Here is a 25,151-nt window from a genome sequence, read left to right on the forward strand (position 1 = left end):
CAACATGACCCAAAGAACGAACGTTCCCGTGACTGTCGTCGGGCTGAACGCACGAGGTGCGGCGTTGGCCCAGGCCTTGGCGGCGCATACCGCCGTCACAGTCTGGAAGGGGGTCGATCCTCTGTCCGAGGCGTCTCCCGTCGAGGGCGTCTCCCATGCCGAATCAGCACGAGAAGCCTTCACCGCCGCGCCTCTGATCATGATGTGCGTCGACGACTACGACCACGTCCAGCGCATTCTCGAGCAGGCGGAACCACATCTCTCCTCCGTCGACGTAGTCAACCTGACCTCGGGGACGGATGACCAGGCCGAGCAGGTAGCAGCCTGGCTCGGCGTGCGCAGCGGCGACTACCTCGATGGCGCCTTGATGGCTCACCCGGAGCATGTCGGCGACCCGGACACCGTGCTGGTCTACAGCGGATCACGCTCGGTGTTCGACCGCCATGCGGCCACGCTCGCGCGTCTGGGGAGCCCGCACTACCTGGGGCCGGACCCCGGTACCGCAGCCTTGTACGACGTAGCGATGCTCAATTTCGCCTGGTCCACCCTGCTTGGCTTCCTGGAGACAGCCGCCCTGCTCGGTACCGCGCAGGTCTCGGCCACGTCTGTGTCGCCGCTGCTGACCCGCTGGCTGTCCGGCACCGTGACAGAGGTGATCACTGACTACGCGAGCCAGGTCGACGATCGCCACTATCCAGGCGGCCAGGACTGGCTCGAACTGGACGCCCCGCTCATGGATCACCTCATCGAAGCCGGGAGGGCCCGCGGTGTCGATACCGCTCTGCCCGAACTCATCAGGTCACTGACCGCGAAGGGCATCGAAGCAGGCCACGGACAGGCGAGCTTCGCCAGCTTGGTCGAGGTCATACGAGGGTGACACCGTCGTCCCGCACTGGTCTGCCGCGCGACCTCGGACTCGAGGGCTCCTGGAGGAACAGTGCTCACCGAACCGCGTCCGGACGAGTGGTGGCAGCGGTTCTCACCACGGTTCGCCGGTGCACACGGGACAAAAAGAGTGGCCACCTAGTACGCCGTAGCTACTAGGTGGCCACACTCGACCAGGCGAGACTTCCCCTGGTCGCTCTGTCGGGGTGGCGGGATTTGAACCCACGACCTCTTCGTCCCGAACGAAGCGCGCTGCCAAGCTGCGCTACACCCCGAAGCAACGTCCACAAGTCTAGCGGACGCCGGGGAGTGCTCGCGCACGCTTTTCGGCCGGGGCTTCGGGGAGGGTCAGGAGGAGGCCACGAGGTCCAGCAGGGAGGCCTCCGGGCGGCAGCAGAACCGCACCGGGGCGTACGGGGAGGTGCCCAGGCCGCCGGACACGTGCAGCCACGCGTCCCCGTACTCGTGCAGCCCCCAGGCGCGCCTGCGGTCGATCCCGCAGTTGGTGACCAGCGTCCCGTAGAAGGGCAGGCACAGCTGGCCGCCGTGCGTGTGCCCGGCCAGGAGCAGCTGGTAGCCGTCGGCCGTGAACCGGTCGAGGTTGGACGGCTCCGGCGAGTGCAGCACGCCCAGGCGCAGGTCCGCCGACGGGTCGGCCGGTCCGGCGACCTCCTCGTACCTGTCCAGCTTGATGTGCGAGTCGTGCACCCCGGCCAGGGCGATGTCGAGTCCGCCCGCCTTCAGCCCGCCTCTGCGGTTGTTCAGGTCCAGCCACCCGGACGCGGACATGGCCTCGCCCAGCTCGCGCCAGGGCAGGTCCGGCACCCGGCGCTTGTTGTAGTCGTTCTTGCTGGTCCGCCACAGGTAGCGGGCCGGGTTCTTCGGCTGCGGCGAGAACAGGTCGTTGGACCCGTACACGAACGCGCCCGGCCGGTCCAGCAGCGGCCCCAGGGCCTCGGTGAACGGCCCCACCGCGTCGGGGTGCGCCAGCGAGTCACCCGTGTTGACCACGAGGTCCGGCTCGTGGGCCTCCAGCCCCCGGATCCACTCGATGAGCATCTTCCGGTCGGGTGTCAGGTGCGCGTCGGACAGGTGCAGGATCCGCAGCCGCGGGCTGCCGGGGGGCAGCAGAGGCAGCTCGTAGCGGCGCAGCCGGAACCAGTTGCGCTCGATGACCGAGGCGTAGACCAGTCCCGCCGCTCCGACGGCGCCCGTGATCGCGGCCGCGCGGCCCACCCGGCGCAGGATTCGTCTGTTGTCGGCGCCCATCGCCCTCCTTCGTCGTCACAGAGATCGTCGCAGATCCACGGAGCACACGGGCGCGAATCCCGCTGGCCGACCAACGGACCGGTGTGAGCTCCGTCCACACGGCGTCCGCGCGCGCAAACCGTTGGTGGCCCCGCGGCGCCCCGCCGTAGGATCGGCTCATGTCCGAACTCAAAGACCGCCTCCAGAACGACCTGACCACCGCCATCAAGGCGCGTGACAAGGTGCGCACCGGCACCCTGCGTATGGTCCTGGCCGCCATCTCCACCGAGGAGGCCGCCGGCAGCACCTCGCGCTCCCTCGGCGACGACGAGATCACCCGTCTGCTCACCCGGGAGGCCAAGAAGCGCCGCGAGGCCGCCGAGGCGTTCGACAAGGGCGACCGGCCCGAGCAGGCCGCGGCCGAGCGGGCCGAGAGCGAGGTCATCTCCGACTACCTGCCCAAGCAGCTCACCGACGAGGAGCTCGCGTCGCTGGTGGCCGAGGCCGTCACCGAGACCGGTGCCGAGGGCCCCCGCGCCATGGGCCAGGTCATGAAGGTCGTCAACCCCAAGATCGCCGGCCGGGCCGAGGGCGCCCGCGTGGCCGCCGAGGTCAAGCGCCAGCTCGCCGGATGACCCGACCCGGCCTGACCTGACCCGGTCTGACCTGGCTTGGACAGACCTGCCTGTTCTGACCGGTCCCGTCCCGGATCCGGCGGGGAACGCGAAGGGGCGGCGGTGCGCGCACAGCCGCCCCTTCACGCGTTCAGCCTCAGTCGTCCTCCCTGCCGGGGGAGTTCGACGCGGGCGCGACCGGGAACCAGTCCTCGTCGTCCTCCGGTCCGCTGGCGGTTCCGCCGCCGCTGCTGAGGAACACGTTGACCGTGGCCCCCTCCGGCAGCCGCGTCCCCGGATCCGGGTTGACCGCGGCCACCGTGCCCTCGGGCTCGGGGGAGCGGACCCGGGTCGAGGACACGTTCACCGTGTAGCCCGCGGCCTCCAGAGTGCTCACCGCGTCCGCCTCGGACCGGCCGAGCACGTCCGGCACGCCGCCGTCGTCACTGGCCGGGCTGGCGTCCTCGTCCGTGCGCGGAGCCGACGTCGAGCCGAACTGCGACGGGGCCGCCGACAGCTGCTCGACGTCCAGACCCTCGTGGGCGCCGACCATGGTCTCCTCCCAGATCGGGCCCGGGATCGTCGCCCCGTACACCACCGGGAAGTAGCGGTCGCCGATGGTGACGTTGCGCAGCGGGTACTGCTGCGGGCCGCGCGGGTCGCCCACGAAGACCGCACCGGCCATCTGCGGGGTGAACCCGGCGAACCAGGCAGCGGCCGAGCCGTCGGTGGTACCGGTCTTGCCCGCCGCCGGGCGGCCGATGTTCAGGGAGGCCGCGGTGCCGCCGTTGAAGGGCTGCTCCAGCAGGTAGCTGACACCGTCGGCCACCTCCTCGTCGAGCACCCGCTCGCACTCGGGCTCGATCTCGATCGTCTCGTGCGCGTGCTGGTCGATGATCCTGGTGATGGCCTGCGGCTCGCACAGCATCCCGCCCGAGGCGAAGACCGAGTAGGCGTTGGCCACCCGCAGCGGGGAGACCTCCTCGCTGCCCAGCGTGAAGCTGCTGTTGGCCAGCGACCGCTCGTTCTCGGTGAACAGCGTGCCGTCCGCGCGCCGCAGCCCCAGGTTCTCGGCCATCTCCATCACGTCGCAGATGCCCACCCGCGCCTGGAGCTGCGCGAAGTAGGTGTTGGACGAGGCCCTCGTCCCGGTCATCATGTTGTGCGTGGTGTTGGAGTTGGTGTCGCCTGAGTTGCTGGGAGACCAGGGACTCAGGGTGCCGCCGTTACAGCTGCGCTGCCCGGAGACGGTCACGCTGGACGGTGAGTTGAACGAGGTGCCGAACGGCAGCCCCTCGGCCAGCGCCGCCGCCAGGGTGAACGCCTTGAACGTGGACCCCGCCTGGAAGCCGCTGCTGCCGCCCCGGTTCGCGTCGGTGGCGAAGTTGATGGAGGTCTCGCCGAGCCTGCTCTCGTCGGGCCCGTAGTTGCGGCTCTGCACCATGCCCAGGATGTGGCCGGTGCCCGGCTGGATGACCACCTCGGCGGCCACCTTGCGGGACTCGTTCTCGCGCGGGACCCACTCGTCCACGGCCTCCTGCGCCGACACCTGGGTCTGCGGATCGAGCGTGGTGTGGATCTGGAGCCCGGCGGTGCGCAGCCAGCGCGCCCGCTCGGTCTCGTTCTGGCCGAAGCGCTCGTCCTTCTCGATCTCCTGGACCACGTAGTCACAGAAGAACGGCTGGTCGCTGGGCACGCACCCGTTGGGCGGGGTGGAGATCTCCACCTCCATCGGGACCTGCTTGGCCTCCTCGGCCTCCGCCTCGGTGATCGCGCCGGCGGCCACCATGCGGTCGAGCACGACGTTGCGCCGGTCGGTGGTCTGCTCGGGGAAGAAACGGGGATTGTAGAGGTAGGGGTAGCGCACCAGGCCCGCGATGGTGGCGGCCTGGTGCAGTTCCAGGTCGCTGGCGGGCACCTGGAAGAAGTGCTGCGCGGCGGACTCGACCCCGTAGGCGCCGTCGCTGAAGTAGGCGATGTTGAGGTAGCCCTCGAGGATCTCGTCCTTGCTCATCCGCTGTTCCAGGGCGACGGCGTAGCGCAGCTCCCGGATCTTGCGGGCGATCGTCGTCTCGGAGGCCTCCTCCAGCTCCTCCTGGGTGGTGGCCGCCTCGATCTGGACGTTCTTGACGTACTGCTGGGTGATGGAGGACGCGCCCTGGGTGTTGCCGCTGAGCGTGCGGACCGCGGCGCGCAGCGTGCCCGACACGTCCATGCCGCCGTGCTCGTAGAAGTGGGCGTCCTCGATGGCGAGGATCGCGTCGATCATGACCGGCGATACGTCCTCGAGTTCGACGAGTTCGCGGTTCTGGTCGAAGATCTCCGCGATGACGCCGCCCTCGCTGTCATAGATCGTCGATCTCTGAGGAGGCGGCGGAGTCTCTAGATTGCTGGGCATCTCCAGGAAGCCGCTGGCCACGTTGCGCGCCGTGATGCCCAGTCCCCCGACGGCGGGAAGGGCGAGTGCGGCGACGAGGAGTCCCGCGACGGCGCCGACGACGACCAGTTGGCTGATTCTTTGAAGCAATGTCCCCTGACCCACCCCATCAGACTAGGTGACCACGTACGTACGAAGTGGTCCGATGTGGAACGGATAGTGCGCGAACGCGCGGAAATGACCCGCGTACCGCGGGCTGTGCCCCCATGCCATCTTTTCATGCCTATCGCAGGCCGGGCACTGACCGGTTCGGCGGCGCGGCAAGCCCACCCCGTCCGATGCGGAGAGCCACCGGGCCCCCACGCAATGGCCCGAGCGGGCCATATCGGTGAGACGTGGAGGGGGTCCATCGGGTTCTGTTGTCGTGGCGAACGAATCCGTAACTTCTAGGCAACAGGGGTGGGCGTCGACCACCGCACCCCACGCGGCAGCGGGAGCCCACGGTGTTCTCCCCTCCGGCCAGGGCTCGCGTGTGCCCTGCGCCCCGGATCCGCTGGCGCGGGGAACCGGGTGCGCACAGGGGAGTTAGAGGCATGTGGACCGACCAGTGGACGACCAGGGCGCTGTGCCGACGGGTGGACCCCGACGCGCTGTTCGTCCAGGGCGCGGCGCAGCACCGCGCCAAACTCATCTGCCAGGAGTGCCCGGTACGCACCGACTGCCTGACCGACGCCCTCGACAACCGGGTCGAGTTCGGCGTCTGGGGCGGCATGACCGAACGCGAACGCCGCGCCCTGCTGCGCAAGCACCCCGGCGTCACCAGCTGGGGTCCGCTCCTGGAGGAGGCGCTCAGGGAGGGTGACGTCGACCTCGCCAGCTACGCGGCCGAGCACGCCGAGCGCCCTTCGCACGCCGAGCACCCTTCGCACGCCGAGCACCCTTCGCACGCCGAGCGCACCTCGGCGGCCTGACCGCCGCCCGCGGCCCCTACCGGTCGCGGCCCGCCAGCTCCTCGCCGACGTCGCGCAGTCCCGCCAGGTCGTGCACGTCCTCCGGCAGGGCGGTCACCTCGGCCACGCGCACACCGCCGTGCGCCGCCAGCAGCGCGTCCCGCAGCCGGATCTCGCGCCCGCGCGTGCGGACTCTCTCCGCGTGCAGCCGCAGGGCCGCCGATGCGGGCGTCCGCGTGCCCGAGCGCTCCAGCGCCTCCGCCGCGGCGACCGCCTCGCGCACGTCCAGGGTTCCGCCCGCCCCCTCGGGCAGCGGATGCGTCCGGTTGACCACCAGCCCGGCCAGCGGCATGGCGTCGGTGGCCAGCCGCTCCACGAAGTAGGCCGCCTCGCGCATCGCGTCCGTGTCCGGCACGGCCACCACCACGAAGGCCGTCCCCGGCGCCTGGAGCAGCCGGTAGGTGCGCTCCGCGCGCTTCTGGAAACCGCCGAACACCGTGTCGAACGCGGCGACGAAGGACCGCAGGTCGTCGAGGAGTTGGGCGCCCACGACCTTGCTGACCGCCGAGGTCACCAGGTTGAACCCGGCGCCGAGCAGCCGGAACGCCCCCGTGCTGGCCGGGGCGCTCAGGAAGCGGATCAGACGCCCGTCCAGGAAGCGGCCGAGCCTCTTGGGCGCGTCCAGGAAGTCCAGCGCGGACCGGCTGGGCGGGGTGTCCACCACGATCAGGTCCCAGTCCCCCGACTGGCGCAGCTGTCCCAGCTTCTCCATGGCCATGTACTCCTGCGTGCCCGAGAAGCTCGTGGAGAGGGTCTGGTAGAAGGGGTTGGCCAGGATCTGCCGGGCCCGCTCGGGGTCCGCGTGCTCCCTGACGACCTCGTCGAAGGTCCGCTTCATGTCGAGCATCATCGCGTGCAGGCTGCCGTCGGCGCCCTCGGACAGCGGGACCGGGCGCGGTGTGTCGTCCAGCGACTCCAGCCCGAGGGACTGGGCCAGCCGCCGTGCCGGATCCACGGTGATCACCACGGCCCGCCGCCCGCGCTCGGCGGCGCGCAGCCCCAGCGCCGCGGCCGTCGTGGTCTTGCCGACCCCGCCCGCGCCGCAGCACACGATGATCCGTGTACCGGGGTCGTCCACGAGGGCGTCCACGTCCAGGCGCCCGGCATCCACCACCGCGTTCACAGCCGCACCCCCTGCTCGACCAGCCGTCGCGCCAGGGAGTCCAGCGCGGCGCGGTCCACACCGCCCTCCAACAGAGGCAGCTCCAGCAGCGGGCGGCCCAGCTCCTCCAGGTCCGAGCGCATCCGGCGCTCCAGCCGCACCCGCAGCGCGTGGGACCGCAGCTCGCCGGCCAGCGCCGCCGCGAGTTCCCGCGCGTCCTCCAGACGCGCCTCCTTCAGCCCGGCGGCCAGCGCGTCCAGGTCCGTCTCCCCCTCCGCGGCGGCGGCCAGGTCGGCCTCGTCCAGCAGCGGCCGCCGCACCATGTTCACCAGTACCGCGCCCACGTTGAGCCCCAGCCCGCCGACCTCGGCGATCCCGTCCCGTGTCTCCTGGACCGGCATCTCCTCCAGCAGGGACACGAAGTGCACCCGGGTCTGCCCCGAGCGGATGACCTCCATGACCCGGTCGGCGTGGTTGCGGATCGGCCCCACGCGGGCCAGACCCGCCACCTCGGAGTTCACGTTGAGGAACTGGGCGATCCGGCCGGTGGGCGGCGCGTCCATCACCACCGCGTCGTAGTGGAAGGGGGCCGTCGGCGTGCTCTCGGCGGACCTGCGGCGACCGCCCCGGCGGCGCCGCACCGCCTCGGTGGCCTTGCCGGTGAGCAGGACGTCGCGCAGTCCGGGGGCGATGGTGGTGGCGAAGTCCACGGCGCCCAGCCGGTTCAGCGCCTGGCCCGCCCGGCGCATCCCGTAGAACATCTCCAGGTACTCCAGCAGCGCCGCCTCGGCGTCGGCGGCCAGCACGCTCACGCTGCCGCCGCCGGGCGCGGCCATCATCTCCCGCTCCTCGTAGGGCAGCGGCGGGCTGCCGAGGAGGGTGGAGACGCCCTGGCGGCCCTCCACCTCGACCAGCAGCACCCTCGCGCCGCCGGAGGCCAGCGCCAGCGCCAGCGCGGCGGCCGCCGTGGTCTTGCCGGTCCCGCCCTTGCCGGTAACGATGTGCAGCCGTGCTCCCGCGCAGGCCTCCCCCGGAGGCTTCGGTCCGTGCTCGCTCTCGCTCACTCCAGGCAGTCTATGCGGGCGCTCCAAGCGGGGCCGGGAGCGGTGCCGCGATGGGCACGGGAGGGCACGCGGATGAGTAAGGTGGCGGCGTTGACGTGCGGCGCCCCGCCGTGGGGCGGGTCGCCGGTGAGCGAGCAAGGGTGAGGGACACATGAGCAAGTGGGAGTACCAGACGGTGGCACTGCTGTCGCACGCCACCAAGCAGATCCTGGACAACTGGGGCGCCGACGGCTGGGAGCTCGTCTCCGTCGTGCCCGCCCCGCTGCCGGAGGGCACCGACCCCCGCAACCAGCAGTACGTCGCGTACATGAAGCGGCAGCTGTGATGGCCACCCCCGAGGAGCGGATCGCCGAGCTGGGTCTGACCCTGCCCGAGGTGGCCGCGCCGGTCGCGTCGTACACGCCCGCGGTACGCAGCGGGAACCACGTCTACGTGTCCGGCCAGCTGCCGTTCGTGGACGGAGAGCTCCCCGCCACGGGCAAGGTCGGTGCCGAGGTCACTCCGGAGGCGGCCAAGGAGCTGGCCGCGCGGTGCGCGCTGAACGCGGTCGCCGCGGTGCGCGCCGAGATCGGCGAGCTGTCCGGCGTGGTCCGTGTGGTGAAGGTGGGCGGCTTCGTGGCCAGCACCCCCGACTTCACGGGACAGCCCGGCGTGGTGAACGGGGCCAGCGACCTGCTGGCCGAGGTCTTCGGCGACGCCGGTGTGCACGCGCGCGCCGCAGTGGGCGTGGCGGCCCTGCCGTTGGACGCGCCGGTCGAGGTTGAGATGATCGTCGAGGTCCGCTGAGCGGTTCGCCCTCTTTCGGGGCGGTGACCCTCGTTTCGCGGTGCTCTGTCCCCGAGGAGGAGGGTACGCCGATGCACGACGACCCGGCAGGCGACGGTATCGCGCGCGAGGGCGCGGCGCCGAGCGGCTCCGCGCCCGACGGTGCCGTCGCGCCCCGCCCGGCCGCCACGGTCATGCTCTTGCGTTCGCGCGGCGGTGTCCAGGACGGGGGCGCGGACGGCCCCATGGAGGTCCTGCTCATGCGCAGGGTCCGCTCCATGGGGTTCGCCCCGGGCGCCTTCGTCTTCCCCGGCGGCGGGGTGGACGCGCGCGACGCCGACGGCGACCTGCCCTGGACCGGCCCCGGCCCCGAGGAGTGGGCGCGCACGCTGGGCACCGACGTGCGCATGGCCCGGGCGCTGGTGTGCGCCGCGGTCCGCGAGACCTTCGAGGAGACCGGCGTCCTGCTGGCCAGCGAACCCGAGCACGCGGGCGAGGAGGCCATCACCCTCGACACCTCCTCCGAGGACTGGGAGCGGGACCGGCTGGGGCTGATCGACCGCTCCCGCTCCTTCACCGAGGTCCTGTCCCGGCGCGGCCTCGTGCTCCGCTCGGAGTGGCTGCGCGCGTGGTCGCGCTGGATCACCCCGAGGGCCGAGCCGCGCCGCTACGACACCTGGTTCTTCGCGGCCGAACTCCCGCCGGGGCAGGTCTCGCGCGACGTGGGCGGCGAGGCCGACCTCACCCGGTGGACCGACCCCGCCGAGGTCCGCGGCGAGTGGGAGGCGGGCCGGATGCCGATGCTGCCGCCCACGGTCGTGGCCTGCGCCGAACTCGCGGACTGCCGGACCCTCCGGGGAGTACGGGAGGCCCGACGGGATATCGTCCCCATTGAGCCGGTTGTCCGGGAGATCGGCGGCCAGATGCGCGTCGTCGCGCCGAACGGGGTGGACTACCCTCTGCCGAAGCCCGACGCGACTCCCTGAGGGGCCGCCGATGCGCGGGTCGAGTGCCGGAGGCCCCGGCCGCTCCCCGGCCCGGTTCGGCGAGCGAAGCGAGGTGCGATGAGGATCGACGGTTCCGGGACACTGCGCGCCAGCTGCGTGCTGTGCCCCAATCCCGGCCCGATGACGCTGGAGGGCACCAACACCTGGATCCTGCGGGAGCCGGGCGCGCGCGGGGTCGTGGTCGTCGACCCCGGCCCCCACGACGAGCGCCACCTGGAGCGCGTGGCGCGGACCGTGCAGGAGCAGGGCGCCCAGGTCCTGATGGCCGTGGTGACCCACCGCCACCCCGACCACGGGGAGGGCGCCCGGTACTTCTCGGAGCTGACCGGCGCCCCCGTGCACGCGGTCGACCCCGGGACCAGGGTCGGCGGACGCGGTCTGTCCGACGGCGAGGTCCTGGAGGCCGACGGCCTACGGGTGCGGGTGATCGCCACCCCCGGCCACACGGAGGACTCCGTCTGCCTGATGGTGGAGGCCGACAACACCATCCTGACCGGCGACACGGTCCTGGGCCACGGCACCACGGTGATCGACGGCGACGACGGGCTGGGCCCCTACATGGAGTCGCTGTACCGGCTGCGCGCCCTCGTGCGCGAGCACGACGTGCGCACCCTGCTGCCCGGCCACGGCCCGATCATCACGTCCCCGTCGACGGTGCTGGACTCCTACGTCGACCACCGCGAGTCGCGCCTGGGGCAGGTCCTGGACGCGGTGCGCGCGGGGGCGACCGGGGTCGGGCAGATCGTCGATCGGGTCTACCCCGACGTCACCGAGCAGATCCGGTTCGCGGCGGCCTCGTCGGTGCGCGCCCAGCTGCGCTACCTCTCGGCGCGCGGGGAGCTGCCCGAGGACGTCGAGGCCTAGGCGGCGGGCGCTCCCCCGGGGCAGGGTGCGACGGCCTCCCGGACTTCGGAACGTCGGGAGCGGACGGCTTCGGACACGGCTGTGGCCGCCCACCCCGCCGGGGGGAGCGGCCACACAGCGTTCAGGCCCGGGAGTCCCTGCCTGAGGAACACGGTCTAGCGGGCGCGGCGGCGCATCCGCTCGACGTCGAGCAGGACGACGGCCTTGGCCTCGATCCGCAGCCAGCCGCGCAGGGCGAACTCGGCGAGGGCCTTGTTGACCGTCTCGCGGGAGGCGCCGACCAGCTGGGCGAGCTCCTCCTGGGTGAGGTCGTGGTGGACGTGCAGTCCGTCCTCGCCCTCCTTGCCGAACTTGTCGGCCAGTTCCAGCAGCGCCTTGGCGACGCGGCCGGGCACGTCGGTGAAGACGAGGTCGGCCATCACGTCGTTGGTCCGGCGCAGGCGGGCGGCCAGCGCCTTGAGCAGCTGGAGCGACACCTGCGGGCGGCTGGACAGGAACGGGCGCAGGTCGTCGTGGCCCAGTCCCGCGAGCACCGAGTCGGTGACCGCCACGGCGCTCGCGGTGCGCGGGCGCGGGTCGAACAGCGACAGCTCGCCGAACATCTCGCTGGGGCCGAGCACCCCGAGCAGGTTCTCGCGGCCGTCCACGGCCGTGCGGGTCAGCTTCACCTTCCCGCTGAGGATGACGTACAGGCGGTCGCCCTCGTCACCCTCACTGAACAGGGTCTGGCCGCGGCCGAGACGCACCTCGTTCACCGAGGAGCGGAGTGCGGCCGTGTCCTCCTCGTCCAGCGCCTCGAACAGAGGGGCCTTCCGCAGCACCTCGTTAATCTCGTCCACCACACGTCCTCCTAAAACCTGACCGCCAACAGTGTGACGTATATCGCACCCGGGTGTGAAACCAGGTCGTGATCCCGGCTTGTCCGCCGAGAGACAACTGCCCACAACAGCCGACGTCAGCCCCTGCGATCCTAGCCGTCCTCAGTTCTGTACCAGGGCTGTCCGCGCCGCGCCACCGGACATTGGTTACATAGCCCCGTTCGTCAGCGGTGGCGCAGTCCCGCTTCCGGCGGCCGTGCGGGCACGGCAGCAGGGCCGCGGTACGCCCCGTCACCGGGACGCCTACCCTGGGATGATGCCCCGTGACACACCAGACGCGACCGAGCCGACGACCACGCCCACCGGTGAGAGCCGGCTCGCGCTGGTCCGCCGCGCCCGCAGGATGTACCGGGAGCTCGTCGAGCTGTACCCGGACGCCCACTGCGAACTGAACTTCACGACCCCCCTGGAACTGCTGGTCGCGACGATCCTGTCCGCCCAGTGCACGGACAAGCGGGTCAACCAGGTCACTCCCGCCCTCTTCGCCCGTTACCCCGACGCGGAAGGCTACGCCTCGGCGCGGCGGGAGGAGCTGGAGGAGATGATCCGCTCGACCGGCTTCTTCCGGGCCAAGGCCAACAGCCTCATCGGACTCGGGCAGGAGCTGTGCGAACGGCACGGCGGAGAGGTTCCGAGGAAACTCTCCGACCTGGTCAAACTACCCGGTGTAGGACGAAAGACCGCAAACGTACTGCTCGGTAACGCCTTCGATGTGCCCGGCATCACCGTTGACACCCATTTCGGGCGGCTCGTCCGCCGCTTCGGGTGGACCGACGAGGAGGATCCGGTGAAGGTCGAGCACGAGATCGGCGCGCTCTTCCCGCGCCGGGACTGGACGATGCTCTCCCACCGCGTCATCTGGCACGGCCGCCGGGTCTGCCACTCCCGCAAGCCCGCGTGCGGGGCCTGCGGACTGGCTCGCCTGTGCCCCTCCTTCGGCGAGGGTCCCACGGACACCGCCACCGCCACCAAGCTGTTGCGGATGCGCTCCTTCTCCTGAGACCCCCGGAAAGCCGCGCGCCCGGGCGGGCAGGAGCGGACGTGACGGACAACGGGAGCAGGTGCCGGGGGTTTGTACCCTGATCACGTGAGTGTGCGCACATCGGCCCCGTCGCGGGCATCCCGGTCCGCGGCGCCCCGCGTGACGGCGGCACCCCCGCCCGCCGGCGCCGGGGAAGGTCCGACGACGTGACGACTCCCGAGGAGCAACGCGCTCCCTCGCGCGGCGCTCCCCCGGGCGCGGGCCCCACGGCCCCGCGAGGAGTCCGGCGCACGGCCCCTCCGATCCACCGACGGCGCGACGACTCCCGGAACAGGTTCCCCGCATGAACTCGATCCCGCTCTGGCTGGCCGCGCTCGCGGACGCCGCCGAGACGATGACCGTGCCGCCGCCCATGCGGCCGCCCGCCGAGGGAGGACGCGAGTCCGCCGTCCTCGTCCTCTTCGGCGAGGGCCCGAGGGGACCCGACCTCCTCCTCATCCAGCGCAGCGAGGGCCTGCGCCGCCACGCCGGACAGCCCGCCTTCCCCGGCGGTCGGATCGAGCCCTCCGACGCCTCCCCGGAGGCCGCGGCGCTGCGCGAGGCCGCGGAGGAGACCGGTCTCCTCCCCGAGGGGGTCGACGTCGTCGGCCGCCTCCCCGAGCTGTACCTGAGCTTCAGCGACTTCCGGGTGGCGCCCGTCCTGGGCTGGTGGCGCGAGCCCAGCGAGGTGCGGCCGACCGACCTGGGCGAGGTCGCCGCGGTCTCCCGCGTGCCCGTCGCCGACCTCGCCGACCCGGCCAACCGGGTCAAGGTGCGCTACGGGGGCGGGCCCCACTGGGGCCCCGGCTTCCGGGTGGACGGCATGCTCGTGTGGGGCTTCACCGGCGCGGTGGTCGACAGTCTGCTCGCCCTGGGCGGTTGGGAACTTCCCTGGCGCGACGAGGGTCTCACCGATGTGTTCGAAGCAACCCCGCAGGGCCTGCGGCCGGTCGGTTAGCGCTCACTCTTGGAGGGCAATGTGCTCGACGTGATCCTGGTCGTCCTGCTGCTGCTGTTCGCGGTGACGGGGTACCGACAGGGTTTCATCGTCGGTGTCTTCAGCTTCGTGGGCTTCGTCGGAGGCGGCGTCCTCGCCGCCCTGACGGCCCCGGAACTCATCCAGGAGTGGGTGGACGATCCCGGCAGGCAGGCGCTGCTGGCGATCGCCGTGGTGTTCCTGTCCGCGGCGCTCGGCCAGTTCCTGCTCTCCTACCTGGGCACCTTCGTCCGCAACAAGGTGACGTGGGACTCGGCCCGGGTTTTGGACGCCATCGGCGGCGCCGTGATCAGCGGGCTGTCGGTGCTGCTGGTGGCCTGGTTCATCGGCAGCACGGTCGCCAACTCGGCGCTGCCGTTCGTCGCGGGCCAGGTCAGGGACTCGCGGATCCTCCACTCGGTGGACACGCTGATGCCCGAGGCCGCCCACAACGGGTTCTCCACGTTCCGCCGGATCGTGGACCAGAGCGCCTTCCCGCAGGTGTTCAGCGGCCTGGGCACCGGCGAGCTGGCCGAGGTGGCACCGCCGGACCCGGACGTGCTCACCACCCCGGAGCTGATCGAGTCGAGCCGCAGCGTGGTGAAGGTGCTGGGCACCGCGCCCTCCTGCCAGCGCCGCGTGGAGGGGACCGGCTTCGCGTACGCGCAGGACCGGATCATGACCAACGCGCACGTGGTCGCCGGGGTCACCGACGACCTGCGGGTGGTCACCCGGGAGGGCTACCAGCTCGACGCCACGCTGGTGCTCTTCGACCCGCAGCAGGACCTGGCCGTGCTGCACGTGCCGGGCCTGGACCTGGAGCCGCTGGAGTTCGACCACGAGGCCCCGCAGGGCGGTGACGCGGTCGTGGCGGGCTTCCCGCGCAACAGCGGCTTCACGGCCGTCCCCGCGCGCGTACGGGCCCGCCAGACGGCTCAGGGGCCGGACTTCTACCACTCGCAGCAGGTGAGCCGGGAGATCTACCAGGTGCGCGCCGTGGTGCGCCCGGGCAACTCCGGTGGCCCGCTGCTGTCGCCGGACGGCACCGTGTACGGGGTGGTCTTCGCCGCCGCCACGAACGAGCCCGAGACGGGTTACGTGCTCACCGCCGACGAGATCGCGGAGAACGCCCGGAGCGGCCTGGAGAACAGCGGGCAGGTCTCCTCCCAGGCCTGCGACTGACCGGGGGCCTCCCGTCGTCCACAGGCCGGATCCGGGGCTTTCCAGGGCCTGTGTGAGGCGGTTGACTGGATGTACGGGGGTCCACGGGCACGGTCGGCACCGTGCTGCCCGTCTTCGCCCCGAATCCCGGGACCGCCCCGGGCCCCGCGACCGCGCACGGCCTCGCGGGCTGTGCCGGGCCGCCCGAGCAGTCGGGCCCACGACGCGGCGCGCGGGCCCGGACACGCACCGAGGGCGCCTTCCCGCAGGGAGGCGCCCTCGTGAGCGTCGGGTACCGACCCGGGCCCGGTCCTAGTTGGAACTCGGGTCGGGCGAGTGCTCCGTGGCCAGCGGCCAGCTCATCCGCACCACGGTCCCCCGGTCGCTGGGGTCGATCTTCACCTCGTCGGCCAGGCCCGTGATGACCGCCAGGCCCAGCCCCGGGGAGAACCCGGAGATCCCGCCGGGAGGGGTGTCCTCACCGTCCAGGAAGAGCCCGTCGAGCAGGGACGGGTTGGTGGGCTCCTCCGTGTCCTTGGCGGGGGCACGGTCGGAGACGACGACCTCGAAACGTTGCGTCGCGCTCCCGTTGGCGCGCAGGATGCTGCTCGTGGCGTCGGTGCGGGACTCCGACGCCGGATCAGGTCCGCTGCCGTCGATCAGCTGGAGCAGGATCGGCTGTGTCGGACAGTGCAGCTTGTGCGCCGCCACCGCCCGGGAACACGCCTCACCGACCGCCAGCCTGATCTCGTCGATCGCTGAGGCGGCGATGCCCGCCCGCCGCGCCACGGTGGCGGCCATGAGCCGTGCCGTGCGCACGTGAGCGGGGAGCGCGCTGATCGTGAGCGTGATGGTTGCCATCGCTCGCTCGGGGCTACTTCGCGGAACGCTTGTCGATGGCTTCCTGTACCGAGTCGTGGATACCGAAGACCTTGGTCAGACCGGTGATCCGGAAGATCTTCAGGATGCGCTCCTGGGTGCAGACCAGGTCGAGGGTCCCGTCGTGGGCCCGGACGCGCTTGAGCCCGCCCACGAGCACACCGAGGCCCGTCGAGTCCAGGAACTCCACCTTCTCCATGTTGACCACGAGATGGAAGTTGCCCTTGTTGACCAGGTCGATCAGCAGCTCGCGGAGCCGGGGCGCGGTATAGACATCGATCTCACCCTCAACGACGACGATCTCGGTGTCGCCCTCGGTGTAATGATCAAGCTTCAAGTCCACTAGTCCTCCAGCGCCGAACCGCGAAAAACGCGAATGATCTCTGCCGGGCGTTACCCCACCAGCACGCATTCAACCACGCGTGTCGAGTGCGTCTTCCTGTGATGCACAGAAAAACCGTGACACCGCGCCACTGTTCCCCCGGATGTCACACTGAAACCAATGTCCCAGTGCTCCACCCTTGGGTAGGAGGCGCCTGCGGGCCTCGAACGCGTACCAGTGAGGAGGGGTCTCGGATGAGGCGACCGGAGCCCGTGCTTCCCGGTGTGTGGCGTGACGATACCCGGTACCCGCAGGTGACCCACATCGAGCACGTGGCCCGCAACGACGGGGTGAGCGGGGAGTGGCCGGTGTGGACCGCGCCCCACCTGGTCGAACGGCTCGCCGACAGGGGGATCACGGGACCGTGGTCCCACCAGGCCGAAGCCGCCGACCTCGCACGTTCGGGCCGTGATGTGATCATAGCCACGGGTACCGCCTCGGGAAAGTCACTCGCCTTCCTCCTACCCGCTGTGGACGCGGTTGACGCGGGCGGAACCGTGCTCTACCTCTCCCCGACCAAGGCGCTCGCCCAGGACCAGCTGCGGTGGATAACGGACCTCTCCCTGCCGGGGATGCGGACAGCCGTCTATGACGGCGACACCTCGTCCGAGGAGCGTTCCTGGGTGCGCGAGCACGGCAACTACGTGCTGACCAACCCGGACATGCTGCACCACGGCATCCTGCCCCGCCACGGGGCGTGGTCGCGCTTCCTGCGTCGGCTCCGCTACGTGGTGATCGACGAGGCGCACCGATACCGGGGGGTTTTCGGCTCGCATGTCGCGCAGATCCTGCGACGGCTGCGCCGCGTGTGCGCCCGCTATCGGGCGCGTCCGGTGTTCGTGCTCGCCTCGGCCACCTCCGGCAGCCCCGCCGAGAGCGCCACCCGGCTGACCGGTGTGCCCGTCACGGCGGTCAGCAGGGACGGTTCCCCGCGCCCGGGGATGTCCGTGGCGCTGGTGGAGCCGGAGCTGACCGACCTGACCGGCGAGCACGGCGCGCCGATTCGCAGGACGGCGCCCTCGCAGGCCGCCGAGATGCTCGCCGACCTGGTACACGACGGCGTGCGCACCCTGGTGTTCGTCCGCTCCAGGCAGGGCGCTGAGGTGGTCGCGCTGACCACCCAGCGCCTGTTGTCCGAGCGCGGCGACCACGCCTTGGCCGGGAGGGTGGCCGCTTACAGGGGCGGATACCTGGCCTCGGAGCGCCGGGAGCTGGAGGAGGCGCTGCGCTCGGGGGAGATCCTGGGCCTGGCCAGTACCAACGCCCTGGAACTGGGGGTGGACATCAGCGGCCTGGACGCGGTGCTCATCGCCGGGTGGCCGGGAACGCTCGCGTCGCTGTGGCAGCAGGCAGGCCGCGCCGGGCGGCGCGGGGAGGACGCGCTGGCGGTGTTCATCGCCCGGGACGATCCCCTGGACACCTATCTGGCGCACCACCCGGAGGCCATTTTCGGCCGGTCCGTAGAAGCGACCGTCCTTGATCCGGAAAACCCGCACATCCTGGGGCCGCACCTGTGCGCGGCCGCCCAGGAACTGCCGATCACCAAGGACGACTTCGACCTCTTCGGGGCGACGACCGAGGAGCGGCTCGACGAACTCGTCGAGCGCCGTCTGCTGCGCAGGCGTCCACGGGGCTGGTTCTGGACGAGCAATGAACGGGCCAGTGACCTGGCCGATATCCGCGGATCAGGCGGACCGCCCGTGCAGATCGTCGACACCGGGAGTGGACAACTGCTCGGAGAGGTCGACGAGCCCGCCGCCCACGGCACCGTCCACCCCGGCGCGGTGTACCTGCACCAGGGGTACACGTACCTGGTCGACGACCTCGACCTCGACGAGGGCGTCGCCCTGGTCCACCCCGCGGAGCCGACCTACAGCACCTGGGCGCGCGACACCACCGACATCACCGTCCGGTCGGTGCTGCGCCAGGAGGAGTGGCCGAGCGGGGCCACGGTGTACTTCGGCGAGGTGCAGGTGGTGCGCCAGGTGGTGGGGTTCCTGCGCAGGGACGTGCGCACCGGTTCGGTGCTGGGGGAGCGGTCGCTGGACCTGCCCGAGCGCACCCTCGACACCCGTGCGGTGTGGTGGACGCTGCCCACCGAGGGCGAGGAGCGGCTGCGCCGGGAGGACGTGGGGCTGCTGGGCGCCGCACACGCCGCCGAGCACGCCGCGATCGGTCTGCTGCCGCTGCTGGCGACCTGCGACCGCTGGGACATCGGCGGGGTGTCCACCTCGGTGCACGGTGACACGGGCAGGCTGACGGTGTTCGTCTACGACGGGTACGAGGGCGGCGCGGGCTTCGCCGAACGGGGGTACGCGGCGGCGCGCGAGTGGTTGTCCGCGACCCGCGCGGCCATCGCCGGCTGCGAGTGCGACCAGGGCTGCCCGTCGTGCATCCAGTCGCCCAAGTGCGGTACCGGCAACGAGCCGTTGAGCAAGGCCGGTGCGCTGCGTCTGCTCGACGAGGTGCTCGCGGGCGGCGAGGACTGAGACCGTCCACAGGCTGTGGACGAAGCGCCGGGGGCGTGGAGTTATCCACAGGCTGGGGAAGGGTCTTTCGCCTCGACCCCAGCCCGTCGAACCTGGAGGGAAGAGGGCCGGAGCAGTCGGCCCCCGCCAGGAAGGCCGCCATGTCCGCTCCCGTGCTCCCGTCCGTTCCCGCCTTTGCGCCCACCGCGGCGCCGCCCCCGTCCGACGCCGGGATGACGACCTCCGAATACGCCTTCTGCACCATCGCGGCGGTCGCCTTCGCCGGGGTCCTCTACGCCGTGCTCACCAGCGGTGCGGTCGAGGACGTCCTCACCGATCTCGTGGTCAATGCGCTCGGCTCGGGTTTTTGACCGGGGATCGGCCACCGCGGAGGCGGCGATGGTGCTGCCCTCCCTGCTGCTCGTCCTGGCCGTGGCCCTCGGCGCAGTCCAGGCCGCGTCGGCACAGCTCTCCTGCGCCGACGCGGCGCGCGTGGGTGCGCGGGCGCTGGCCCGAGGCGAGCCCGACGACCGGGCCCGCGCCCTGGCGCTGACCGCCGCGCCGGACGGAGCGGACGTGCGCCTGTCCGAGGACGGGGGCATGGCCCGCGTCACCGTACGGACCCGACTCCTACTCGGCCCGGGGATCTCCCTGCCGGTGGACGGCAGTGCTTCCGTTCCCCTCGAACCCGGGAGCTGATACCGATGCGCTCCGACACCGGTTCCGCCACCGTCTGGTGGGTCGCCCTGGGCGCGCTGCTCTGGTCCACCACCCTCGCCGTCCTCGCGATCTCCGCGGCACGGCTCGACCGCGACCGTGCCACCACCGCGGCCGACCTGGCAGCGCTCGCGGCCGCCGCCGGGGCCGTCCACGGAACAGAACGGGCCTGCGCGCGGGCCCGCGACACCGCCGAGGCCAACCAAGCCTCCCTCGAATCCTGCGTCCTCACCGGCTCCACCGTCGAGGTGGTGGTCGCGGTTCCCTCGTCCCTCATCGAACGGCCCGTCCGTGCGCACTCCCGGGCCGGACCGGCCGCCGTCTCCTCCGAGGAAGTGGAATGAGCCCTGCCCCCGTCTCCGTGCTGGTGTGCGCCCTCCTGCTGGGAGCCCCCGCCCAGCCCGGGGACGCACCACCCTGCCCCGCCTCGCCCGCGCCGCACACCACAGGTCCCGTTGATCCCGACCACTCCATCGGCCCCGCGAACTTCGCGCACGTCCCTGGTTCCGCTGGTCTCACCCACGCGGTTGGTCCCCAGGGCGGTAGGAGCAGCGCTGGGCCAGAGGATTCCGCCCACTCCGCTGGTCCCCACGACAGCATGGGCACCACTGGGCCAGAGGAACCCGCTCCCCCCGTCGGGCCCACCGATCACGCGCACTCCGGTGACCCCGTTCGCTCCGACGACCCCGTTCGCTCCGGGGCACTCGGGAACTCCGGCGAAGCGGCTCCTCCCGGTGGTCCCGAGCCGTGCGCCGACCCGTCGCCGGTGCCCGCCTCCGCCTCCCCGGAACCGCCTGGGCCCGTGCGGGACGGCCCACGCGGCGCGACGGACGCACCCTCGCCCGTCAGCGAACCGGTGGTGTACCGCACGGCCGCCGCTCCGACCCCGACCGGTACGGCGTTGCGGATCGTCGGCAACGTCTCGACCGGAATCCTGGCGGTGCTGTGCGTCGTGGTGCCGGTACTGCGCCTGTCCGTCGGCTGGCCCCGCTTCCCCGTTCCCTACGAGGGCCAGCGGCGGCGCGGCTCCGGGGGCGAGGAATCCTGACCGTCACCGCGTCACCGCGTCACCGCGCACGCGACCGGGTCCGGGTCCGGGGACTCAACCGCCCAGGGCCCGGGACAGCAGCTCGGCGGCCATCGGCACGATGCCGATCAACACGAACGCGGGCAGGAAGCACAGTCCCAGGGGCGCCACCACCAGCACGCCCAGCCGTTCGACCCGGGCCGTTCCCCGTGCCCGCAGGGTCCGGCGCAGATCGGCCGCGTGCCGGTCCAGGAGGTCGGCCACCGGCGCCCCGGTGTCGGCGGCCCGGGCCAGGTCGCGCCCCACCGGGACGAGGGGCTCGGGCAGCGCCGGACGCCGCCACGCCTCGGCGGGAGCGGCACCCAGGCGCAGCTGTTCGGCCACCGCCATCAGCTCCTCCCCCAGCCTTCCCCGCGTCGCCCGGGACACCGCCGTGAGGCAGGCGGGCACCGTCGCCCCGGCACGGATCCCCGAGGCGAGCAGACCGATCACCACGGGCAGGTCGGCGGTCACCGGCAGCCGGTCCGAACGGGAAGCGGAGCTCCTGCGGGCACGCACCCACAGGGCGGCGCACACCCCGGCCGCGCCGACGCCTCCGACCGCGCCGAACAGGGCCACCGCGAGGGTCAGCGCGAACGCCCCCGCCAACGTCGGCCCCAGCAGCCGGACCGGCGGCCCCGGCCGGGTTGGAGGACGGGAGGGGGGACGCAGTTCGCGCGCCGGTCCCCCGCCCAGCAGTATCCACACACACGCGGCTCCCAGAACCGCGGCGGCCGTCAGGAACATCCGTCCTACCCTTTCTCTCCTCGCGCCCCACCACCGTGGCCGGAGCGATGCCGACCGTGCCTCTCCCCGAGATCCCGGGTCCAGACTCCCGGGCCGGATCCTGGTGTCTGGTGTCCGAGCTCCGGTGCCCGGGCGTGGCCCTGAGGCCCACTGGCCGGTGCCCGCTGCCCGCTGCCCCGTGGCCGGTGCCCGGCACCCGAGGTCCACTGTCCGGCGCCTGTCAGGGAAAGGCTGTCGCCGAGCGCACCATGCGCAGCGTCCACCAGGTTCCGAGAGCGTCCAGGGCCACCCCGCCCACCAGGCAGGCCAACCCCAGCGGCGTGGTCAGCAGGAACACCAGCGGCGACCCGCCCAGGCCGGAGGACAGCAGCAGCCCGACGGCGGGCAGGGCGGCCAGCACGATCGCGGTGGTGCGCGGACCGGTGGTGCGCGCGGCGGCCTCCGTGCGCTGCTCCTCCTGTTCGGTGAGGTTCGCCGCCAGGGCGTCCACCACTTCGGCTAGGCCCGCCCCGGTGTCCGCGGCCACCTCCCAACACACCGCCAGGTAGGCCAGCGCCCACAGGTCCGGTTCGCGCTCGGCCTCGCGGCGCAACGACGCCGCGTCGGTCAGAGCGCCCACCAGCGGGCCCGCCTCGGCGGCGGAGATCCGCAGGGCCTCCTCCGGCGGCTGTCCAGCGCGCAGCTCGGCGGCCAGCACCCGGCACAGCACCACCACCGCGCCGCGGCGCCGGGCACCCTCACCGGGACGGGCCGCCAGCGCCCTCCAGCCCACGGGCCGCGACACCGGACGCCGGAGACGGGGGAGGAGGGCCGCCAACCGGCTGCGCCGCGTGCCGGGGACCAGGCACAGCAGCACCAGACCTCCCGAACAGGCCACCAGCGCGGTCACCACCGACGCCACCCCCCGCCCAGACGGGCCGCCACCTCGTCCGCTCCCGCGTGCTCCCGGCGGGCGCCGTCGGGACCGAAGGACACCGCTGGCACCGCGTCCACCAGCCCGTCCGAGCCGCGTCTCAACACCCGCAGCTCGGCCAGGCGCCGCCCGTTGGGATCACGGACCAGGTGCACGACCATGACCCGGGTGGCGGCCAGTTGACTGTGCACGGCGGCCCGGTCCAGCCCGGCCGCGCACCCCAGCGCCTCCACCCGCGCGGGCACGTCACCCGCGCCGTTGGCGTGGAGGGTGCCCGCGCCGCCCTCGTGCCCGGTGTTCAGGGCGCCGAGCAGGGACACGATCTCGGGCCCGCGCGCCTCGCCGACCACCAGCCGGTCCGGACGCATCCGCAGCGCCTGCCGCACCAGGGTCTCCAACGACACCTCGCCGCTGCCCTCGATGTTGGGCGGACGGGTCTGGAGGCGGACCACGTGCGGGTGCTCGGGCCGCAGCTCCGGGGAGTCCTCGGCCAGGACGATCCGCTCTCCCGGATCCACCAGGGAGAGCAGGCACGACAGCAGGGTGGTCTTGCCCGTGCCGGTGCCCCCGCTGACCAGGAACGGCACCCGCGAGGCCACCAGGGACCGCAGCAGCGCGGCCCCGCAGGGGGTGACCGCCCCCCGCTCGGCCAGCCGCTCCAGGGTGAACACCCGCCGGGGCGGCAGCCGCAGCGACACGCACGCCCCGGCGGGAGCCACCGGCGGCAGCACCGCGTGCAGCCGTGCGCCGTTGGGAAGCCGGGCGTCCACGTACGGCACGGCCGAGTCCAGCCGCCGCCCCGCCTGCGCCGCCAGCCGCTGGGCCAGTCGGCGCACCGCGTCCGCCGACTCGAAGCACACCCCCGCCCGGCGCAGTCCCCCGCCGTCGTCCACCCACACCTCGTCGGGACCGTTGACGAGGATGTCGGTGACCCCGGATATGCGCCGGAAAAGGCAGTCATCTGCCGCCTGACCGGCGTCGGGCCTTTCCGGTACTGTCTCTTCACCGGCGCCGCCGTCCCGGCTCCGTCCTCGCAGCGCCCGCTCCGCTGCCCCCTGATCCTCTGCGAGACTCGGAGTCCCCCATGTCCTACGGACCCTACGGCCAGGCCGTCCCCCCGCCCCCGAAGAGGGGCATGTCCACCGGCGCGAAGATCGGCATCGGCTGCGGCGGCTGCCTCGGCGTCTTCGCCCTGGGCTTCGTCTTCCTCCTCGTCATCGGCCTCCTCGCGGGCGACCCGGAGCCCAGCACCGACACGACCACGGCTGCCAGCCCCGAGGCGGCGGCGGAGAGCGGCGCCCCGGAGGAGGCCGCGGCCGAGGAGGAGCCCGCCGCGGAGGAGTCCGCGGTCACGATGACCGCCACCCACGCGGGCACGGTGGGTGACACGATCGACGACACGACGTACACGGCGATCGACATCGTCGTCGTCAACGAGAGTGACGAGAGCGTCGATGTGAACCCCATCAACTTCACCGCGGTCCTCGCGGACGGCACGGTCGTGTCCGACTGGGCCGACACGGTGTTCGCGGACATCGACGCCATCGACGCGGTCACCCTCCAGCCGGGGCAGCGCGCGGAGGGTCAGATCGCGGTGGTCGGTGAGGTCGACGTCGCCAGCGTCGAGATGGGTGACATCCTGGGCCTGGGCGACCCGGTTGTGGCCGAAGTCCAGTAGCAGACCGGACCTTTCGGCCTAGTCGGGCACCCGCGCCGGGCGGTAGACTCGGCGCGGGAACGCTGTTCAGGTACAGCGCACGAAGGCCCCCAGCGTGATGCTGGGGACCTTCGTTGTGCCTGGATCAGTAGTCGCGGGCGACATCCAGGAACGCGGACCACTCGGCACCAGGGAACTCCAGATGCCCCAACTCACGGTGCTTGGTGTCACGCACGGCCGCGCCGGTGCCGGTGTCGGCGACCTCGACGCAATCCTGTCCCCGGCCGCTGGAGTAGGAGGACTTACGGAAGGTGAGGCGGGAACGCTCAGGCATGGGTCCTACTTCTGGTCGGTGCTCAGCTTGCTCTCCAAGAATGCCACCGTCTCAGCATGCGACAGGGCGGCATTCCTCACCGCAGAGAACACCCGGTCGTAGTGCGTGATCTCCGGTTCTTCCTCCAGGAACAGGCCGCTGATGGACTGCTCCAGGTACACCAGCGCCGGGTCGTGCGGGAACACCATCACGACGAACGACCCAGACAGGGCCGCATGTGGCCCGACCTGGTCAGGGATGACACGGACATCCACCGTGGGGCGGGGCCTGAGCAGGTCCGGAGCTGCTCGTCCAGGACGTCGCCGTCGACTTTGCGGAGCGCGGCCTCGTCGATGACGGCAGTCAGGCGGGGTGCGTCTGGCCTGTCGAGCAGGGACCGCCGCATCATCCGGGCTTCGACCCTCCGGTCGATTTCGCTTGGGTCGGTGACGCCGCTTCCCTCGATGACGGCGCGTGCGTAACCGGGGGTTTGGAGTAGGCCGGGCACGAACCCGAGCTGGTAGCTGCGCAGCTCTGTCGCTTCGGTCTCCAGGTCGATGTAGGCGGCGGCTCCGAACTCGTCGCGGTATCCCACCCACCATCCGGTGCGGCTGGCTTCGGCGGCCAAGGCCACGAGGGAGGCGCGTTCGCCAGCGTCGGTGACGCCGTAGATCCCCAGCAGAGTGAGCAGGTCGGCCTCACGGATCTTCTGAACCTTGCGGTTTTCGATCCGGGTGACCTTCGCAGCCGACCACTTCTGAGCTGGGGCCCGCCGCTTCGCCTCCTTGCTGACCGCGTCAACGGTCATCCCCTTCGCCGCGCGTAGGCGGAGCAGTTCCCGCGCGAGGCGGCGTCTGCGAAGGGTGGGGCTGGCGGCCAACTCGTCGCTCCTCGGGGTCGTCGGTGGCCGTGATTCTACGCGCCGGGGCGTTTTCTGCGACATTTTTCTCACCATTCACATCTGATCGATGTACTCATGGCGGATTGTCTCACCAACTTAGAAGTGAATATTGCATTCCTGGTTGCACTGAGGCAGC

The 25,151-nt window shown here is 71.9% G+C and carries 28 protein-coding genes, 1 tRNA gene and 1 pseudogene; 16 read left to right on the top strand and 14 right to left on the bottom strand.

The features are described 5' to 3' along the window. Positions 1–877, top strand: an 877-nt coding sequence (locus ACSIH6_RS20310; protein ID WP_435109884.1) for an NAD(P)-dependent oxidoreductase, incomplete at its 5' end; no start/stop codon positions are given. Positions 878–1,086: 209 nt separating this feature from the next. Here the strand turns inward: ACSIH6_RS20310 and ACSIH6_RS20315 are convergent. After that, a tRNA-Pro gene (locus ACSIH6_RS20315) sits at positions 1,087–1,160 on the bottom strand. A gap of 73 nt (positions 1,161–1,233) precedes the next feature. Continuing rightward, positions 1,234–2,154, bottom strand: coding sequence for a metallophosphoesterase (locus ACSIH6_RS20320; RefSeq protein ID WP_435109885.1), 921 nt, complete (start codon positions 2,152–2,154; stop codon positions 1,234–1,236). 158 nt (positions 2,155–2,312) lie between these two features. On the opposite strand from ACSIH6_RS20320, the gene ACSIH6_RS20325 reads away from it, so the two are divergent. Further along, complete coding sequence (locus ACSIH6_RS20325) at positions 2,313–2,768, top strand: GatB/YqeY domain-containing protein (protein ID WP_435109886.1); 456 nt, start codon at positions 2,313–2,315, stop codon at positions 2,766–2,768. 136 nt (positions 2,769–2,904) lie between these two features. On the opposite strand, the gene ACSIH6_RS20330 is transcribed toward ACSIH6_RS20325, so the two are convergent. Next, positions 2,905–5,274, bottom strand: coding sequence for a penicillin-binding protein (locus tag ACSIH6_RS20330; protein ID WP_435109970.1), 2,370 nt, complete (start codon positions 5,272–5,274; stop codon positions 2,905–2,907). A gap of 443 nt (positions 5,275–5,717) precedes the next feature. Between ACSIH6_RS20330 and ACSIH6_RS20335 the strand changes: the two genes are divergently transcribed. After that, positions 5,718–6,095: a WhiB family transcriptional regulator gene (locus ACSIH6_RS20335; protein ID WP_435109887.1), complete on the top strand. Its 378-nt coding sequence runs from the start codon at positions 5,718–5,720 to the stop codon at positions 6,093–6,095. A 16-nt stretch (positions 6,096–6,111) separates the two neighbouring features. On the opposite strand, the gene bagB is transcribed toward ACSIH6_RS20335, so the two are convergent. Both bagB and bagA read right to left on the bottom strand, forming a co-directional pair. Further along, positions 6,112–7,257, bottom strand: coding sequence for an ArsA family ATPase (gene bagB / locus ACSIH6_RS20340; RefSeq protein WP_435109888.1), 1,146 nt, complete (start codon positions 7,255–7,257; stop codon positions 6,112–6,114). Then, positions 7,254–8,300 carry an ATPase BagA gene (bagA, locus tag ACSIH6_RS20345; protein ID WP_435109889.1) on the bottom strand — a complete coding sequence of 349 codons (1,047 nt, stop codon included), beginning with the start codon at positions 8,298–8,300 and terminating at the stop codon, positions 7,254–7,256. Before bagA ends, bagB begins: the two co-directional genes overlap by 4 nt. A gap of 151 nt (positions 8,301–8,451) precedes the next feature. On the opposite strand from bagA, the gene sp36 reads away from it, so the two are divergent. From sp36 to ACSIH6_RS20365, 4 genes are all read left to right on the top strand, one after another. After that, complete coding sequence (gene sp36 / locus ACSIH6_RS20350) at positions 8,452–8,625, top strand: Sp36 family protein (RefSeq protein WP_082768610.1); 174 nt, start codon at positions 8,452–8,454, stop codon at positions 8,623–8,625. Beyond that, positions 8,625–9,086: a RidA family protein gene (locus tag ACSIH6_RS20355; RefSeq protein WP_435109890.1), complete on the top strand. Its 462-nt coding sequence runs from the start codon at positions 8,625–8,627 to the stop codon at positions 9,084–9,086. The genes sp36 and ACSIH6_RS20355 overlap by 1 nt, the downstream gene beginning before the upstream one ends. 71 nt (positions 9,087–9,157) lie before the next feature. Continuing rightward, complete coding sequence (locus tag ACSIH6_RS20360) at positions 9,158–10,051, top strand: NUDIX hydrolase (protein WP_435109891.1); 894 nt, start codon at positions 9,158–9,160, stop codon at positions 10,049–10,051. A 78-nt stretch (positions 10,052–10,129) separates the two neighbouring features. Beyond that, complete coding sequence (locus tag ACSIH6_RS20365; protein WP_435109892.1) at positions 10,130–10,936, top strand: MBL fold metallo-hydrolase; 807 nt, start codon at positions 10,130–10,132, stop codon at positions 10,934–10,936. Positions 10,937–11,091: 155 nt separating this feature from the next. On the opposite strand, the gene ACSIH6_RS20370 is transcribed toward ACSIH6_RS20365, so the two are convergent. Then, positions 11,092–11,778, bottom strand: a complete 687-nt coding sequence (locus ACSIH6_RS20370; protein WP_013156302.1) for a Crp/Fnr family transcriptional regulator — start codon at positions 11,776–11,778, stop codon at positions 11,092–11,094. Between the two features lie 289 nt (positions 11,779–12,067). On the opposite strand from ACSIH6_RS20370, the gene nth reads away from it, so the two are divergent. The 3 genes from nth (at position 12,068) to ACSIH6_RS20385 (ending at position 14,993) form a co-directional block, all read left to right on the top strand. Next, positions 12,068–12,814, top strand: coding sequence for an endonuclease III (nth, locus tag ACSIH6_RS20375; protein WP_017568444.1), 747 nt, complete (start codon positions 12,068–12,070; stop codon positions 12,812–12,814). A gap of 325 nt (positions 12,815–13,139) precedes the next feature. Next, positions 13,140–13,793 (top strand): NUDIX hydrolase, encoded by a 654-nt coding sequence (locus ACSIH6_RS20380; protein ID WP_435109893.1) that lies wholly within the window; start codon positions 13,140–13,142, stop codon positions 13,791–13,793. Between the two features lie 21 nt (positions 13,794–13,814). Continuing rightward, positions 13,815–14,993 carry a MarP family serine protease gene (locus tag ACSIH6_RS20385; protein ID WP_435109894.1) on the top strand — a complete coding sequence of 393 codons (1,179 nt, stop codon included), beginning with the start codon at positions 13,815–13,817 and terminating at the stop codon, positions 14,991–14,993. A 291-nt stretch (positions 14,994–15,284) separates the two neighbouring features. On the opposite strand, the gene ACSIH6_RS20390 is transcribed toward ACSIH6_RS20385, so the two are convergent. Together ACSIH6_RS20390 and ACSIH6_RS20395 are read right to left on the bottom strand one after the other, a co-directional pair. Further along, positions 15,285–15,833, bottom strand: a complete 549-nt coding sequence (locus ACSIH6_RS20390; RefSeq protein WP_017568447.1) for an ATP-binding protein — start codon at positions 15,831–15,833, stop codon at positions 15,285–15,287. A gap of 13 nt (positions 15,834–15,846) precedes the next feature. Then, positions 15,847–16,194: an STAS domain-containing protein gene (locus ACSIH6_RS20395; protein WP_013156307.1), complete on the bottom strand. Its 348-nt coding sequence runs from the start codon at positions 16,192–16,194 to the stop codon at positions 15,847–15,849. 233 nt (positions 16,195–16,427) lie between these two features. Here ACSIH6_RS20395 and ACSIH6_RS20400 point away from each other — a divergent pair, with 233 nt between their 5' ends. From ACSIH6_RS20400 to ACSIH6_RS20420, 5 genes are all read left to right on the top strand, one after another. After that, positions 16,428–18,722, top strand: a complete 2,295-nt coding sequence (locus ACSIH6_RS20400) for a DEAD/DEAH box helicase (protein WP_435109895.1) — start codon at positions 16,428–16,430, stop codon at positions 18,720–18,722. 140 nt (positions 18,723–18,862) lie between these two features. Next, positions 18,863–19,072 (top strand): DUF4244 domain-containing protein, encoded by a 210-nt coding sequence (locus ACSIH6_RS20405; protein ID WP_435109896.1) that lies wholly within the window; start codon positions 18,863–18,865, stop codon positions 19,070–19,072. After that, complete coding sequence (locus tag ACSIH6_RS20410) at positions 19,050–19,400, top strand: TadE family type IV pilus minor pilin (RefSeq protein WP_435109897.1); 351 nt, start codon at positions 19,050–19,052, stop codon at positions 19,398–19,400. The genes ACSIH6_RS20405 and ACSIH6_RS20410 overlap by 23 nt, the downstream gene beginning before the upstream one ends. A gap of 5 nt (positions 19,401–19,405) precedes the next feature. Next, entirely contained in the window at positions 19,406–19,762 is a 357-nt protein-coding gene (locus ACSIH6_RS20415; protein WP_435109898.1) for an Rv3654c family TadE-like protein, read from the top strand. A 458-nt stretch (positions 19,763–20,220) separates the two neighbouring features. Beyond that, positions 20,221–20,466 (top strand): hypothetical protein, encoded by a 246-nt coding sequence (locus ACSIH6_RS20420; protein ID WP_435109899.1) that lies wholly within the window; start codon positions 20,221–20,223, stop codon positions 20,464–20,466. Between the two features lie 54 nt (positions 20,467–20,520). Here ACSIH6_RS20420 and ACSIH6_RS20425 read toward each other — a convergent pair whose 3' ends face one another. The 3 genes and pseudogenes from ACSIH6_RS20425 to ACSIH6_RS20435 form a co-directional block, all read right to left on the bottom strand. Next, positions 20,521–21,231: a type II secretion system F family protein gene (locus ACSIH6_RS20425; RefSeq protein WP_435109900.1), complete on the bottom strand. Its 711-nt coding sequence runs from the start codon at positions 21,229–21,231 to the stop codon at positions 20,521–20,523. A gap of 220 nt (positions 21,232–21,451) precedes the next feature. Continuing rightward, complete coding sequence (locus ACSIH6_RS20430; protein WP_435109901.1) at positions 21,452–22,132, bottom strand: type II secretion system F family protein; 681 nt, start codon at positions 22,130–22,132, stop codon at positions 21,452–21,454. Then, positions 22,117–23,082 (bottom strand): annotated as a pseudogene (locus tag ACSIH6_RS20435) (TadA family conjugal transfer-associated ATPase); the annotation flags it as partial. The gene ACSIH6_RS20430 and the pseudogene ACSIH6_RS20435, both read right to left, overlap by 16 nt. A gap of 146 nt (positions 23,083–23,228) precedes the next feature. Between ACSIH6_RS20435 and ACSIH6_RS20440 the strand changes: the two are divergent. Further along, entirely contained in the window at positions 23,229–23,822 is a 594-nt protein-coding gene (locus ACSIH6_RS20440) for a DUF4352 domain-containing protein (RefSeq protein ID WP_435109902.1), read from the top strand. A gap of 124 nt (positions 23,823–23,946) precedes the next feature. Here ACSIH6_RS20440 and ACSIH6_RS20445 read toward each other — a convergent pair whose 3' ends face one another. Genes ACSIH6_RS20445 through ACSIH6_RS20455 form a run of 3 tightly spaced genes read right to left on the bottom strand, consistent with a single transcriptional unit; the run spans position 23,947 to position 24,922 of the window. Continuing rightward, positions 23,947–24,135, bottom strand: a complete 189-nt coding sequence (locus ACSIH6_RS20445) for a DUF397 domain-containing protein (protein ID WP_435109903.1) — start codon at positions 24,133–24,135, stop codon at positions 23,947–23,949. 5 nt (positions 24,136–24,140) lie between these two features. Then, positions 24,141–24,389, bottom strand: coding sequence for a Scr1 family TA system antitoxin-like transcriptional regulator (locus ACSIH6_RS20450; RefSeq protein ID WP_435109904.1), 249 nt, complete (start codon positions 24,387–24,389; stop codon positions 24,141–24,143). Next, on the bottom strand, positions 24,323–24,922 hold the full coding sequence (locus ACSIH6_RS20455; protein ID WP_435109971.1) for a DUF5753 domain-containing protein: 600 nt from the start codon (positions 24,920–24,922) through the stop codon (positions 24,323–24,325). The genes ACSIH6_RS20450 and ACSIH6_RS20455 overlap by 67 nt, the downstream gene beginning before the upstream one ends. Positions 24,923–25,151 lie beyond the last annotated feature (229 nt).

The organism is Nocardiopsis synnemataformans (genome assembly GCF_965343085.1).
GTDB classification, from domain to species: Bacteria; Actinomycetota; Actinomycetes; order Streptosporangiales; family Streptosporangiaceae; genus Nocardiopsis; species Nocardiopsis alborubida.

Excerpts from the sequence above, each read along its gene's own strand:
- ACSIH6_RS20320 (WP_435109885.1), bottom strand. The coding sequence starts at position 2,154 with ATGGGCGCCGACAACAGACGAATCCTGCGCCGGGTGGGCCGCGCGGCC.
- ACSIH6_RS20325 (WP_435109886.1), top strand. The coding sequence starts at position 2,313 with ATGTCCGAACTCAAAGACCGCCTCCAGAACGACCTGACCACCGCCATC.
- ACSIH6_RS20335 (WP_435109887.1), top strand. The coding sequence starts at position 5,718 with ATGTGGACCGACCAGTGGACGACCAGGGCGCTGTGCCGACGGGTGGAC.
- sp36 (WP_082768610.1), top strand. The coding sequence starts at position 8,452 with ATGAGCAAGTGGGAGTACCAGACGGTGGCACTGCTGTCGCACGCCACC.
- ACSIH6_RS20355 (WP_435109890.1), top strand. The coding sequence starts at position 8,625 with ATGGCCACCCCCGAGGAGCGGATCGCCGAGCTGGGTCTGACCCTGCCC.
- ACSIH6_RS20360 (WP_435109891.1), top strand. The coding sequence starts at position 9,158 with ATGCACGACGACCCGGCAGGCGACGGTATCGCGCGCGAGGGCGCGGCG.
- ACSIH6_RS20365 (WP_435109892.1), top strand. The coding sequence starts at position 10,130 with ATGAGGATCGACGGTTCCGGGACACTGCGCGCCAGCTGCGTGCTGTGC.
- nth (WP_017568444.1), top strand. The coding sequence starts at position 12,068 with ATGATGCCCCGTGACACACCAGACGCGACCGAGCCGACGACCACGCCC.
- ACSIH6_RS20380 (WP_435109893.1), top strand. The coding sequence starts at position 13,140 with ATGAACTCGATCCCGCTCTGGCTGGCCGCGCTCGCGGACGCCGCCGAG.
- ACSIH6_RS20390 (WP_017568447.1), bottom strand. The coding sequence starts at position 15,833 with ATGGCAACCATCACGCTCACGATCAGCGCGCTCCCCGCTCACGTGCGC.
- ACSIH6_RS20400 (WP_435109895.1), top strand. The coding sequence starts at position 16,428 with ATGAGGCGACCGGAGCCCGTGCTTCCCGGTGTGTGGCGTGACGATACC.
- ACSIH6_RS20405 (WP_435109896.1), top strand. The coding sequence starts at position 18,863 with ATGTCCGCTCCCGTGCTCCCGTCCGTTCCCGCCTTTGCGCCCACCGCG.
- ACSIH6_RS20410 (WP_435109897.1), top strand. The coding sequence starts at position 19,050 with ATGCGCTCGGCTCGGGTTTTTGACCGGGGATCGGCCACCGCGGAGGCG.
- ACSIH6_RS20415 (WP_435109898.1), top strand. The coding sequence starts at position 19,406 with ATGCGCTCCGACACCGGTTCCGCCACCGTCTGGTGGGTCGCCCTGGGC.
- ACSIH6_RS20425 (WP_435109900.1), bottom strand. The coding sequence starts at position 21,231 with ATGTTCCTGACGGCCGCCGCGGTTCTGGGAGCCGCGTGTGTGTGGATA.
- ACSIH6_RS20440 (WP_435109902.1), top strand. The coding sequence starts at position 23,229 with ATGTCCTACGGACCCTACGGCCAGGCCGTCCCCCCGCCCCCGAAGAGG.
- ACSIH6_RS20445 (WP_435109903.1), bottom strand. The coding sequence starts at position 24,135 with ATGCCTGAGCGTTCCCGCCTCACCTTCCGTAAGTCCTCCTACTCCAGC.
- ACSIH6_RS20455 (WP_435109971.1), bottom strand. The coding sequence starts at position 24,922 with ATGACCGTTGACGCGGTCAGCAAGGAGGCGAAGCGGCGGGCCCCAGCT.